Raw genomic sequence first — 13576 nt, forward strand, 5'->3', positions numbered from 1 at the left:
AAAATAGTCTAAACTCAAGTAGCAAACAATTCGCTCGATCGAATGAAACCCGTGCATCAAGCAACTGAACTCGCCGTCTCTAACCTCGACCATCTTGGTTTAATAGCAGGTCTAGTTGATGAAATAGAAATTGTCCAAAAAATCAATGAGTTAGTAGGGGAACAACCGGGTGAGATTGTCAGTCCAGGTCTAGCAGTCAAAGCAATGATTATCAATGGGTTAGGGCTTGTTTCCGCTCCATTATACTTATTTCCCAAATTTTTTGAAGGCAAAGCGCTCGAACATTTAATGGGTGAAGGTATTCAAGCATCACACCTGAATGAATACCGTTTAGGTAGAGTATTAGACAAGCTATATTTAGCAGGCAGCAGCCAAATATTTACAACTATTGCCGCTTCAGCAGCTCAAAAATTTGAGCTCGATACAGAGACATCCCATTTAGATTCAACTTCCTTTCACCTGCATGGCAAATACGAATCCGAGCTACCATCTGTATCTGTTATCGAGCCAGAAACGGCGCTAGATAGCGAAGATAGCGAAGATAGCGAGTCAACTAAACCCGTGTCATCTGCCGTGCCAATTAAGATTACCTACGGCTACTCCCGCGATCGCAGACCCGACTTAAAACAATTCATTTTAGATTTAATTTGTAGTAGCGATGGAGATGTACCGCTATTTTTACGGGTGGGTTCGGGAAATGAATCAGATCGAGCCATATTCGCATCAATTTGTCAGGAGTTTAAACAACAGTTAAACCTTGACAGTTTAATGGTTGCAGATAGTGCATTATATTCAGCTCCTAACTTAGAAATGTTAACCAATTTAAGATGGTTAACCCGCGTACCGTTGAGTATCAAGCAAGCGCAGCAACTGGTATCTCAGTTAAATGAAGCAGAATTTACCCCCAGTTCTGTGAGTGGATATAGCTGGTCAGAACACAAAAGTAATTATGGTGGAATTGAACAAAGATGGCTAGTAGTAGAGAGCAGTTTGCGACGCGATTCAGACCGACAAAAACTCGAAAAAAAACTCAAAAAAGCCCAGGCTGAAGCTGAGAATAAACTGCAAGAACTCTCAAAAATTGAATTTGCTTGTGCCGCCGACGCTGCCGCCGCAGCTCATCGCTTATCCAAACAACTAAAATTTTACAATATCACCCAAGTTAGTAGCAAAGAAATTACAGTAAAGACTAATACTAACGATCCAAATGCTCGCGAGAAATCCAGCTCGAAACAGAGATTTAAAGTTCAAGCAAAACTGGAACCAGATACAGGTGCGATCGCCAAAGAAACCAAAGCCTGTGGCAGGTTTATTCTCGCCACTAATGTGCTGGAAACTCAGCAATTAGAGCCTGACGATATGATTGTGAAATACAAAGAACAGCAGTCAGCAGAAAGAGGGTTTGGGTTCTTGAAAGATCCGCTGTTTTTTACGGACAGTGTATTTCTCAAGTCGCCGGAAAGAATCGAAGCTTTGGCATTGGTAATGGGTTTGTGTTTGTTAGTCTATACTTTAGGTCAAAGGTTACTGCGTCACAGTTTGCAACGCACTAATTCCCAATTGAAAAATCAGTTGGGCAAACAAACTAATCGACCGACGCTCCGTTGGATTTGCCAGATATTTCAATCAATTCATCTGGTGAGCCTACAAGGGATTCAACAAATTTCTAATTTAACAGCCGAGCGAATGGCTATATTGAACTTGCTGCCGCTCTCCTGTAAGTCTTATTATTTATTAATCTGAGATCGAGCAGTTTGTTTGATGAGCAAAACTGACAGAAATTTCATAAATATTTGATTCAGTAGTGATGTGTAATTATCAGGCTGCTGGAAATATCTGCTGTCGATTAATAGTTAATTATGACGGATGAAGGTGTTGTTAGATATCGAGAATCTAGGATTTGCCCGAAAGCAGTTAATTTTCAACTTGCCCCAACAGGTCGATGCGATTGTGACCCAACAGGTCGCGGGTATTTTTGATTATTATCTCGGACGAGAGACTCGGACGGAGCACCCCAACTGCGTGTGTGCCAGTTGAGGGTGCGGAATGTGGGTTGTAGCCTCCCAGCCTAGTGTAGAGAGAATTTCCTCCGGGAACTTGTGCAATCAGGTCTGTAGTTACTTTCTCTGCTGATACTTCTGCTGACATCACCGGCGTAGAACGAGCGAAACTAGGGCTTAGTCTGAAAGTAGTCACAACTATGACTGTGATACAAATTAATGTCAACAACGTTGCCAAAGATTTACTGAGTTTCATTGAAAAATCTCCAATTGTGATGGTAACGTAACATGGTTAATTGAATCTTCAGCACTAAGTCATTTACAGATACATAGGCTTAAGAAGCCAGAAGCCGAAGTATAAGCCCAATTAAACTTAGTCTTTCTATTCGTGTGATGGTAAAAAGCGAGCGCTCGTCACATCAATTGGATAACTTTACCATCTAATTATCTTATGGTATATTTCTTGATATTTCTTAATTAAGTCAGTATTTGCTGATTGACTTCACATTCACATTGTGTTGCCTGTTGTCAAGACGCGCTTAAGCATTTTTCGCCACAGCTAAAAGATCGGGTGCAAAGTGCTAAGATTCGATCGAAGCGATCGATATTATGTTAGATGAAAAGCCTAGCTCAAGTAAAGTAACATAGCATTTCGATCGGCGGAAACTTTTTGATAGTAATTCAACATTTCATTGTAGTAGTCGGTCAACCACTCCAAGATTTCTTCTTCTGCCCAATCAATCCACGAGATCGGTTCATCTCGATCGGCTTCTCGAAGATAGCGACTTTGAAACCCTTGTTCTCCCAGCGCGACCAAACCGTTCAATATCCGTGTAATTTCATCGGGCAGAAGATACCGCACCGCTCCAGATCCCGTACTGTAACCAATCTCTGCACCAGCACCGATAGCATTCACCAAAGGCAAACCATCCCATCTCGAATTGTCAATTACCAGAAAAGGGAAAAAATCTTCCCCTTTGGCTTTTGCCATAAGATATGTGTTTGCTTTGATCTCTGGAATAGTTGCTCGATCGAAAATGTAGCCTGGGATGTATCCAGCTAATAAGAATGTAAGTTGTTGAAAGTTTTTGTTCAAGTCTAGGTCTGGTGTTTCCCACTCAGAAACGAACTGTTCTCGCAGGGAAGGTATTCTGAAAAATGCTGTCTCACAATTTCGCTTTATCAGTTCGGCAGATGCAGCAGGCCAATGGGTTGCCGTTGCCCAAAAAGTGGATTCAGGCAACCACTTTGCGCTAAGAAAAGCCTCAACGAGGGCTGGCTCTTTTTTCAGCCTCTCAAACGTCGCTAACGATATTTCTTTAAGCTGACTTGTAATTCCCATATTTTGACGAGGCTAAGGGTAATACGATTGAGTCCGCTGCCACAGAATTGTTGTGTGGCTGTCAAGGATTGTATTCCATAAAGCGCGAGCATCTCAAGCCACTCCAATTACCGTGCGCATTACAGCCAAACTTTTATCCGAATCCAAAATCCCAGAAATAAAACATACATTGTTTTTGGTATTGCAAGTATTCATGCACTGTGAATTACCTACAGGCTCATGTTAAAGATAGGGAATGCAATCGCCCTATGATTCCTGTTTAACAGACTCAGCCAACTGCTTCGCTTTCTCCCGGCGGTGAACATTAATCGGACTGTTGCGAATATCCGCTTCTACTATCGCAATTAGTTCATCTAGTGTTTGAGTCCAAGCTTCAAGCATTCGGTTGCTGTCCCGAAGCATGGCAACAGTTTTCTTGACTTTCTCTGGATCTGGAAGTTGTCTTTGCTGGCTCATAGTATGTTCCAATCCCTTTTAGCTTCTTGAACACTTGCTGCTGACGCATCAAGCGCAGCTTGTCCTTGCTCAATGCTCCGATACAGTAAAGCAGAGGAGGCTGGCTGAGCCTCAGCAATCCGCAGCAACACAGTACACAGACGAGAGTAAGGTTCTCTTAGACGTTCAGCAGCGTTTTGCAGTTGTTCTAAAACTGTAGCTGTTGTATCTGTCTCTCCAAATTGCTCAAAAATTGCAGATTCTGCTGCTTTGGCTGTATCAATTCCTTCCAACAGCCTCCGCTGTAAATTCAATGCACTTGCGATAGTTTCATCTGGCAACCTAGTCATGAAAACTTGCGCCTCTCCTCTTTTTTACCTTAACCCAAATACAAAAAAATCCCCCGCCAGAAGGCAGGGGATTTCATTTAATTACCTAGAAACCAGAGTTCAGAGTTACCCGAATTTCCCAGCCGTCGAGGCAATTACAAAGGCCGCGTAAGTGAGGACGTTGCCCACCGAGAAGTGAACTAAGCCAACCAAACGACCTTGGACGATCGACAAAGCAACAGGCTTGTCTTTCCAGCGAACCAAGTTAGCCAAAGGAGTGCGCTCGTGAGCCCAAACCAAAGTCTCGATCAACTCTTGCCAGTAACCTCTCCAAGAGATCAGGAACATGAAACCAGTTGCCCAAACAAGGTGTCCGAATAAGAACATCCAAGCCCAGACTGACAAGTTGTTAGTACCATACGGGTTGTAACCGTTGATCAACTGAGAAGAATACAGCCAGAGGTAATCGCGGAACCAGCCCATCAGGTAGGTAGAAGACTCATTGAACTGAGCCACGTTACCTTGCCAGATGCCCAGGTGCTTCCAGTGCCAGTAGAACGTTACCCAAGCTAGGGTGTTCAGCATCCAGAAGACAGACAGGTACATCGCGTCCCAAGCAGAGATGTCGCAAGTACCGCCACGGCCGGGGCCGTCGCAAGGGAAAGCATAACCGAAGTCTTTTTTGTCCGGCATCAGCTTAGAACCGCGTGCATCCAGAGCGCCCTTGACCAAGATCAAGGTGGTGGTGTGCAAGCCTAGTGCGATCGCGTGGTGAACCAAGAAATCGCCAGGTCCGATCGCCAAGAACAGAGAGTTAGTACCGCTGTTAATCGCGTCCAACCAGCCTGGGAGCCATACGTTACCGTAGTTCGGCCAAGCGGTAGAAGCAATGCTGTCAGGGTTCGACAACAGCACGTCCATGCCGTAGAGAGCCTTCCCGTGAGCAGCTTGGATGAACTGTGCGAACACTGGTTCAATCAAGATTTGCTTTTCAGGAGTTCCGAAAGCGACTACAACGTCATTGTGAACGTACAAGCCGAGAGTGTGGAAGCCCAAGAACAGCGACACCCAGCTCAAGTGAGAGATAATCGCTTCTTTGTGCTGCAACACGCGATCTAGCACGTTGCCTTTATTTGCTTCAGGATCGTAGTCCCGCACCAAGAAGATAGCTCCGTGGGCGAAAGCGCCGACCATGATGAATCCAGCGATGTACTGGTGGTGCGTGTACAACGCAGCCATCGTTGTGTGATCCTGCGCTATGAAAGCGTAGGGAGGCATCGCGTACATATGCTGCGCTACCAGGGAGGTGATTACGCCCAAAGCGGCGAGGTGCCAGCCCAATTGGAAGTGCAGCGAGTTGTTGTAGGTCTCGTAAATGCCTTGGTGAGGCATATTGAAGGGGCCTTCAACCTTCTTGCCAAAGAAGTCTTTAGCATCGCACATTTCTTTGATGCTGTGACCGATACCGAAGTTAGTCCGGTACATATGACCGGCAACGATAAACAGAACTGCGATCGCCAAGTGGTGGTGAGCGATGTCTGTCAGCCACAGGGATTCTGTTTGAGGGTGGAAGCCACCCAAGAAAGTCAGAATTGCGGTTCCAGCGCCTTCGGAAGTACCGAAGACATGGCTCGCTGCATCTGGATTCTCGGCGTATACGCCCCAGTTACCAGTGAAGAAAGGAGCCAAACCGGCCGGGTGAGGCGGCGTAGACAAGAAGTTGTCCCAACCTACGTGCTGTCCGCGAGATTCGGGGATAGCAACGTGAACCATGTGACCAGTCCAAGCCAAAGAGCTGACACCGAACAAACCAGCCAAGTGGTGGTTGAGGCGAGATTCAGCATTTTTGAACCAAGACAAGCTGGGGCGGTACTTGGGCTGGAGGTGCAACCAACCTGCGAACAGGAAGACAGCCGCCAGTAGTAGCAAGAAGATAGCTCCTTGATACAGGTCGGCGTTTGTCCGAATCCCTTGGGTGAACCACCAATGGTAGACACCGGAGTAAGAGATATCCACCGGGTTAGAAGCGCCCCCTTGAGTGAAAGCTTCTACAGCAGGAGCGCCGAATTGCGGGTCCCAAATCGCGTGAGCGATCGGGCGGACGTTTAGGGGGTCTTTAATCCACTGTTCAAAGTTACCTTGCCATGCTACGTGGAACAGGCTGCCCGAAGTCCACAAGAAAATGATTGCTAGGTGGCCGAAGTGAGAAGCAAAAATCTTTTGGTAAAGATTTTCTTCGGTCATGCCATCGTGGCTTTCAAAGTCGTGTGCTGTGGCAATCCCGTACCAGATCCGCCGTGTGGTCGGGTCTTGGGCAAGGTCTTGGCTAAATTTTGGAAATTTCGTTGCCATAAGCCTTGATTAATCCTGAATCCTGAACAAAGTTGAAGGGATTCGGTTCCGAGTTTGGATTCTCGATTTGAGATTCCTCCCAAATCGATAATCCAAAACCTAGGGGTAGTTTACCCTACCGAAATGATTCGCGCTAGGAAAAATGCCCACGTAGTGACAATTCCTCCTAGGAGGTAGTGAGCTACACCCACAGCCCGACCCTGAGTAATGCTCAGAGCGCGAGGCTGAATCGACGGAGCTACCTTGAGCTTGTTGTGAGCCCAAACAATCGACTCAATAAGTTCTTGCCAGTAGCCGCGGCCGCTGAACAGGAACATCAAGCTGAAGGCGAAGACGAAGTGTCCGGCTAGGAACATCAGACCGTAGGCCGACAGTGCCGAACCGTAGGACTGAATCACCTGAGAAGCTTGCGCCCAAAGGAAGTCCCGCAGCCAGCCGTTAATCGTGATCGCACTTTGTGCGAAGTTGCCGCCAGTGATGTGAGAAATCGTGCCGTCTGGCGATACTGTTCCCCACACGTCCGACTGCATTTTCCAGCTAAAGTGGAAAATCACGATCGAGATACTGTTGTACATCCAGAACAAGCCTAGGAACACGTGATCCCAACCCGAAACTTGGCAGGTGCCGCCACGGCCGGGGCCGTCGCAAGGGAACCGGAAGCCCAAGTTGCCTTTGTCAGGAATCAAGCGAGAACTGCGTGCAAACAACACGCCCTTCAAGAGAATCAGGACTGTAACGTGAATGGTGAAAGCGTGGATGTGGTGGATCATGAAATCCGCCGTACCCAACTCGATCGGCATCATTGCTACTTTGCCGGCGACTGCTACTGCACCGCCGCCAAAAGCGTGGCTGACGATTTCCGTAGCGTTAGGCGCTGTTGTGCCAGGAGCCAAGGCGTGGATGTTTTGCACCCACTGGGCAAATATCGGACGCAACTGAATCCCGGTATCCGAGAACAAATCTTGAGGACGACCGAAAGCCCGCATCGTGTCGTTGTGAACGTACAAACCGAAGCTGTGGAAGCCCAAGAATATACAAACCCAGTTTAGGTGAGAGATGATTGCATCTCTGTGACGGAGTACGCGGTCGAGCAAGTTATTAACGTGCTGCGCCGGATCGTAGTCCCGCACCATAAAGATTGCTGCGTGAGCGGCTGCACCGACGATCAGGAATCCGCCAATCCACATGTGGTGGGTGAACAGCGATAGCTGAGTCGGATAGTCGGTCGCGATGTACGGATACGGAGGCATCGAGTACATGTGGTGAGCCACGATGATGCTCAGAGAGCCCATCCAGGCCAAGTTCCACGACAGTTGGCAGTGCCAAGACTGCGTGAAGATTTCGTACATCCCCTTGTGGCCTTCGCCTGTGAAGGGGCCTTTGTGAGCTTCCAGAACTTCTTTAAAGCTGTGGCCGATGCCCCAGTTAGTGCGGTAGAAGTGACCGGCGACGATGAACAGCACTGCCAACGCTAAGTGGTGGTGCGCTGTATCTGTCAGCCACAAACCGCCTGTGGTGGGGTTCAGACCGCCTTTGAATGTCAGGAAGTCGGCATAAGCGCCCCAGTTGAGGGTGAAGAAGGGCGTTAGACCTTTAGCGAAGCTTGGGTAGATGTCTGCCATCAAGCTCGGTGTCAAAATCCACTCGTGTGGCAGCGGGATATCGGCAACTGTTTTGATCAGCTTGCCGCCTACTGTCAGAGGTGCGCCTGCATCGATCGCGTCCATGCAAGCGTTGATCGGCAGCGAAACGTGGATCTGCTGTCCGGCGTAGCCCAAGCAACCGCAGCCCAGCAAACCTGCCAAGTGGTGGTTCATCATCGATTCCACGTTCTGGAACCATTCCAGTTTCGGAGCGCGGACGTGATAGTGGAACCAACCGGCAAACAGCATCAAAGCTGCCATTACCAGGGCGCCGATCGCAGTGCAATATAGCTGGTATGAGTTAGTGATGCCGTTGGCGCGCCACAGTTGGAATAGACCAGAGGTGATCTGAATCCCGTGAAAGCCGCCGCCTACATCTGCATTTAAAATTTCTTGACCAAAAATCGGCCAGACCACTTGAGCGCTGGGCTTGATGGCTGTAGGATTTGTCAGCCAAGCTTCGTAATTGGAAAATTTAGCGCCGTGGAAATATGCGCCGCTCAACCATACGAAGATTACTGCCAAGTGGCCGAAGTGAGCGCTAAAGATTTTGCGCGAAACGTCTTCTAAGTCACTTGTATGACTGTCAAAGTCGTGAGCGTTAGCGTGGAGGTTCCAAATCCAAGTGGTGGTTTTTGGTCCCTTAGCTAGAGTGCGATCGAAATGACCGGGTTTTGACCACTTCTCGAAAGAAGTTGGAACCGGATTCTTATCGACTACTACCCTAGCTTTTACCTCTCGCTCTGGAGGACTAATGGTCATGAAGACTCTCCTCTCGGTAAGACAAGGAACGAGAACTGAATACTGTACCGGACACTCCCCGCGCTTGATTAGGCGGGGGATTCTCGAAAAAGCCGACACTGCAATACACTTTACTCTTTGCAGAGTTAGACGCAGGTGCATCGTCTCCCCAAGCATTTTGCTTCTTTGAAGAAGCCAGTTTCCCAGTGTCGCTAACAATGTGACTGGGTACTGCCAACTCTTCTCGCCAGATGAGCCGCCGATCGCCCCTTGATTCAGACTTGATACGGCTGCTCCTTTTGAGGGAGTTTTATGAATTATAAGCTTGCTAGAGGAGTATTAATCGCTTGTTAACAATACTTAAAAAAGGCTCAATTCTTGATGTAATAACGCCTTTAAATTCCACAGTCCCTCGAAAAAGTCAAGGGGTACTGCCATTAACTTTACAAAACTCAAAGATAAAGTAATTTAGGAATACTCATTTGTAGATATATGTTTTGGAAAAAGGCTGCTGGAATTAAGAGTGCGAGAGGATGGGTTGCCTGCTGCTGGCTCAATCCGGGTTCCTACACGGCTTTGGAATTCCCCAGCAGCAATTCCCCAATACTCAATTCATTTTTGGGCTATAGTTCCCTATGACAACGCTTCTAGGAGTATGGTTGCGTGATAGGGATCAATTGGCACAGAACGGTTGCGGGCAGGCTGCTGGCATTGTTCGCAGCAGCAATATTAATTTTGGGTTTAGCAAGTTGTGGCGCGGGCCATCCCGAATTGCCCAAACCAGGGAACAAGAACGGCTCAGCTACCGCCCCAGTAAACAGAATCTCAGAGGTTTCTCCCCCAGAAGCCATTCAAAAACTGCGTCAGGCTCTAGAAATCTACCAGCCTCAAGTTAGTATTTTGAATCCAAAACCTGACGAAGTGCTTCAGGATATAAATGTGTCTGTTCAGTTCCAAGTGAAGGACTTGCCCATTTTCAAAGATGCAAACTTGGGTTTGGGCCCCCATCTGCAAGTTTTATTAGACAACCAACCTTATGCAGCAGTTTACGACATCAACCAACCTTTAACGCTCTCCGACTTAGAACCCGGAACCCATACCCTGCGGGTGTTCGCCGCTCGCCCTTGGGAAGAAAGCTTTAAAAACGAAGGTGCCGCGGCTCAAACCACCTTTCACGTTTTTACTAAAACAGACGACAATAATCCCGATCGAACATTGCCCCTATTAACGTACAACAGCCCCCAAGGCAGCTACGGGGCACAACCCATCCTGCTCGACTTTTACTTGACAAATGCCCCCCCGCACGAAGTGGCGCAAGAAAATTCCCAAGATGAAATACTCGATTGGAAAATTCGAGCCACAGTGAACGGCGAAAGCTTTGCGATCGACCAGTGGCAACCTATATATCTTAAAGGATTCAAACCAGGGAAAAACTGGGTACAGCTAGAATTAATTGACGAACGGGGAAATATCGTCAAAAACGCCTTTAATAATACAGTCAGACTGATAAATTTCCAACCGCTCGGCCAAGACACTCTTTCAAAATTAGTGCGGGGCGAACTAACAGTAGCAGAAACTCGCGGTATAGTCGATCGCACCTACCAAGCCCCCGAACCGACACCAACCCCAACCCCCGAACCGACACCGACACCTGCATTAGAAAAAACACCAGTTGTCCCACCCTCACCAGCGGTTCCAGAAACCCCTGTTACCCTACCCAGCTTAGAGCCAACAGTTGCTCCCGAAGTTGCTCCCACACAAGTAATAGAACCGACACCGACAGCAACCCCCCAACTCGAAGCGCCGAAAATTGTAGAACCCGTTCAAGCAGTAGAACCGACACCGACAGCAACCCCCCAACTCGAAGCGCCGAAAATTGTAGAACCCGTTCAAGTAATAGAACCCACACCGACAGCAACTCCACAGTTAGAAACCCCGAAAGTTGTTGCACCCGTTAAAATAATAGAACCGACCCCAACAGCATCTCCTGAAGCAAAAAAACAGGAATATAAAGGATACTACAATCGGTTCCGCAACTTTTTGCGTCAAGTTGCCGAACCTGCTAATCCTTCAGAGTCACCAACCCTGCCAGAAATAACAGAAAAAGCTCCAGTACCAAAAGTAATCGCTCCCGCGAACCCAGCAGAACCGTCTCCCAATCTTGTACCGCCAACGCCACCAGTTGCCACTGAAACTCCTAGCCAACCAACCAGCGAATTAGCCCCTCCCGAAACAACAGTTTCCGAACCAGAAAATCAGCCCAAATCCGAACAAAAAGTCGAATTTGCCACCTAACAAAAACCTTCTGGGCTTCGTGGCACGGGCGGGACGCCCGTGCTCCATCTGCGGTCAAAAATCAAAAATTAGGACACTAAAAAATGACCTACCTCGAAACAGCAGCCAAATTCTACAGCGATGTTGCCGAAACACCCCAACTCGGACTTTGCTGCGTCCAAAGCAGTCCCTTGCAATTGCCAGGATTAAAAATTCCCCAACAAATGCAAGAAATGAATTACGGCTGCGGCACAACCGTTCACGCCGCCGAACTCGTCGGCAATCCCTTCGTGCTTTATGTAGGCGTCGGCGGCGGCTTGGAAGCACTACAATTTGCATATTTTTCTAGACACGAAGGAGCGATTATTGCCGTCGATCCGGTTCCAGCAATGCGAGAGGCGGCTGCACGAAACTTGCAAATTGCCGCCCACGAAAATGATTGGTTTGATGCGAGTTTTGTAGAAATTTGTGAAGGCGATGCTTTTGCGTTGCCGGTGCCGGATGCTTCTGTAGATGTTGTCGCCCAAAACTGCTTGTTTAATATCTTTGAACCAGCGGATTTAGCTAAAGCATTAAAAGAGACTTATCGGGTGTTAAAACCGGGTGGCAGATTGTTGATGAGCGATCCGATCGCAACTCGGCCAGTTCCCCAACATTTGAAGCAAGACGAACGCTTGCGGGCGCTGTGTTTGTCCGGTGCTCTGACATACGCAGAATACGTTCAACACCTTGTAGACGTAGGTTTTGGGCAAGTCGAAGTGCGGGCGCGCCGTCCTTACCGATTGCTGGACAAACACAATTATCAATTGGATGCAGATTTGCTGTTAGAAAGCCTGGATTCGGTGTCTTTCAAAGTGGATGTACCGGATGACGGAGCTTGCATTTTCACTGGCAAGACGGCGATTTATACGGGGTCTGAAGAGCTGTTTGATGACGGGGCGGGTCACGTTTTGCAGCGGGGCGTGCCGGCGGCGGTGTGCGATAAAACTGCTGGGAAGTTGGGGGGATTAATGCCGGATCGGGTGTTGATTACTGATTCGACTTGGCATTATAACGGCGGCGGTTGCTGTTAGGAGAAAAAACGGCGGTTTAAACTGCGCCTACACAAACGAAGTCCGCCTGCGCCGACTCTTGAGAACGCGCGCAGGCGGGTTTTGTGTGTGTAGTCGCGATTTCCAATCGCCCGGTAGATTTGAGCAGAATCAAAATTCTCATAAGGTATGTTACCAACCTATAAGCTGAACTTGAGGCGCGGCTGATTCCTTGGAATACTGTCTGATTAGCGCTTGGGCCTTTTCCCTGTTTAGTCCTGTGTATAAATTGTAAACTACTTCCTCATTTTGAGAGGAGAGATATAATAAACCACAGTCTTTTACCCGCGAGTAAATTAAGGGAACTTTGGCAAACTCAAGTAAAGTGGCTTTTTTGCGATCGCGCTCTCTCGCTTCTGGGCTATCGTGGTATTGAGACTGAAACTCTACTACTAGGCAAGGATTGTAGTTCAAGTCTGTGATTAGAGCATCCACAGCACTGGGGCTAAATAAAAACTTTTTGAGTTCCCAGTCAAGGTTGCTGACTTGTTCGCAAATTTGGGACAAGCTAACCTGTGTATGAATTTTATAGTTGTTGTCTACACAGGTATGAAGAAATTCGAGCATTCTTTCTTCGTAAGGGTTGACAAGTCTTTTGGCTTTTACAGACATTAGTTTTGCTCCATTATGACTTTACCAAAGTAACTGATGAATTCTTTAAGAACTTCGGGACAATTTATAGATGCTTGCCATGTATAAGGAAACAGTTTATCGCTACTTAACAAGACATAAGTTTTATTGTCGGCTAAATTAGCAGTATCTATGCTAAAATCGGCGAGATATTGAATGTATTCGCTACTTTTATAGGGATGTTTTAAACCTGTATTTCCTGCTACTTTATTGGTAGAAATCATGTGGCTTAATTCATTTCTATATTTGATGGTGTTTAAAAATTTTTCTTTTTGACTAGGTAAAACCCACAAACGACACACAACTATCATTTCATAATCGATATCACTGTAGTTACCCACAAAGTTATAGAAGTTTATTTCTAAGATGTGTTTTTCTAAAATTTTTTGAGGTACACAAATACACAAATCCTCTTTCCGCTGAGCTAAAACAAGTTGATAACGCTTATCTCCTTTCCCGGGATTTTTAAGTCTGTACCCTATATATTGAGATGTTCGCTTTTCCTCAAACTTGTCATAGAAGCCCATTTGCTTGAGTAAAGTTGCAGCCGAAGACATTAAATCTTCGCCACCTTCAATCACTTGAATATTGGTTGAAATCAGGCGGGGTACGCCGTCTTCTACCTCAAAACGCTGAATAATATCGTAGATAATTTTAGACATGGGCTGCTTCCTAAAAACCTTGGCTAAGATTAATAGACATAGCTTAAACTGGCCAGCCAGAGATGTCAAGCATCTTG

Annotated in this window: 12 protein-coding genes; 4 read left to right on the forward strand and 8 right to left on the reverse strand. The window is 47.1% G+C overall.

Annotated features, from left to right (window positions below):
- Positions 1–51: 51 nt before the first annotated feature.
- Positions 52–1743: an IS1634 family transposase gene (locus OSC7112_RS10290; protein WP_150111640.1), complete on the forward strand. Its 1692-nt coding sequence runs from the start codon at positions 52–54 to the stop codon at positions 1741–1743.
- A gap of 171 nt (positions 1744–1914) precedes the next feature.
- Here OSC7112_RS10290 and OSC7112_RS40905 read toward each other — a convergent pair whose 3' ends face one another.
- The 6 genes from OSC7112_RS40905 to psaA all read right to left on the reverse strand — a co-directional run bounded on the left by OSC7112_RS40905 (position 1915) and on the right by psaA (position 8863).
- The gene (locus tag OSC7112_RS40905; RefSeq protein ID WP_015175839.1) at positions 1915–2256 is read right to left on the reverse strand and encodes a hypothetical protein; all 342 of its coding nucleotides are present in this window, start codon (positions 2254–2256) and stop codon (positions 1915–1917) included.
- A gap of 369 nt (positions 2257–2625) precedes the next feature.
- The gene (locus tag OSC7112_RS10300; RefSeq protein ID WP_015175840.1) at positions 2626–3342 is read right to left on the reverse strand and encodes a DUF1877 family protein; all 717 of its coding nucleotides are present in this window, start codon (positions 3340–3342) and stop codon (positions 2626–2628) included.
- Between the two features lie 246 nt (positions 3343–3588).
- The gene (locus OSC7112_RS10305; protein WP_015175841.1) at positions 3589–3798 is read right to left on the reverse strand and encodes a hypothetical protein; all 210 of its coding nucleotides are present in this window, start codon (positions 3796–3798) and stop codon (positions 3589–3591) included.
- Positions 3795–4127: a hypothetical protein gene (locus OSC7112_RS10310; protein WP_015175842.1), complete on the reverse strand. Its 333-nt coding sequence runs from the start codon at positions 4125–4127 to the stop codon at positions 3795–3797. The genes OSC7112_RS10305 and OSC7112_RS10310 overlap by 4 nt, the downstream gene beginning before the upstream one ends.
- Positions 4128–4232: 105 nt before the next feature.
- Positions 4233–6458 (reverse strand): photosystem I core protein PsaB, encoded by a 2226-nt coding sequence (gene psaB, locus OSC7112_RS10315; RefSeq protein WP_015175843.1) that lies wholly within the window; start codon positions 6456–6458, stop codon positions 4233–4235.
- 110 nt (positions 6459–6568) lie between these two features.
- Positions 6569–8863 (reverse strand): photosystem I core protein PsaA, encoded by a 2295-nt coding sequence (gene psaA / locus OSC7112_RS10320; RefSeq protein ID WP_015175844.1) that lies wholly within the window; start codon positions 8861–8863, stop codon positions 6569–6571.
- Between the two features lie 471 nt (positions 8864–9334).
- Between psaA and OSC7112_RS39570 the strand changes: the two genes are divergently transcribed.
- The 3 genes from OSC7112_RS39570 to arsM all read left to right on the forward strand — a co-directional run bounded on the left by OSC7112_RS39570 (position 9335) and on the right by arsM (position 12189).
- Positions 9335–9481: a hypothetical protein gene (locus OSC7112_RS39570; RefSeq protein ID WP_190274361.1), complete on the forward strand. Its 147-nt coding sequence runs from the start codon at positions 9335–9337 to the stop codon at positions 9479–9481.
- A gap of 24 nt (positions 9482–9505) precedes the next feature.
- The gene (locus OSC7112_RS10325; RefSeq protein WP_015175845.1) at positions 9506–11137 is read left to right on the forward strand and encodes a hypothetical protein; all 1632 of its coding nucleotides are present in this window, start codon (positions 9506–9508) and stop codon (positions 11135–11137) included.
- A gap of 83 nt (positions 11138–11220) precedes the next feature.
- On the forward strand, positions 11221–12189 hold the full coding sequence (gene arsM / locus OSC7112_RS10330; protein WP_015175846.1) for an arsenosugar biosynthesis arsenite methyltransferase ArsM: 969 nt from the start codon (positions 11221–11223) through the stop codon (positions 12187–12189).
- Between the two features lie 150 nt (positions 12190–12339).
- On the opposite strand, the gene OSC7112_RS10335 is transcribed toward arsM, so the two are convergent.
- Both OSC7112_RS10335 and OSC7112_RS10340 read right to left on the reverse strand, forming a co-directional pair.
- Entirely contained in the window at positions 12340–12819 is a 480-nt protein-coding gene (locus OSC7112_RS10335; RefSeq protein WP_015175847.1) for a DUF2726 domain-containing protein, read from the reverse strand.
- Positions 12819–13499 (reverse strand): hypothetical protein, encoded by a 681-nt coding sequence (locus OSC7112_RS10340; protein ID WP_015175848.1) that lies wholly within the window; start codon positions 13497–13499, stop codon positions 12819–12821. The genes OSC7112_RS10335 and OSC7112_RS10340 overlap by 1 nt, the downstream gene beginning before the upstream one ends.
- Between the last annotated feature and the right edge of the window lie 77 nt (positions 13500–13576).

The sequence above is a fragment of the Oscillatoria nigro-viridis PCC 7112 genome, assembly GCF_000317475.1.
Lineage (GTDB): Bacteria > Cyanobacteriota > Cyanobacteriia > Cyanobacteriales > Microcoleaceae > Microcoleus > Microcoleus nigroviridis.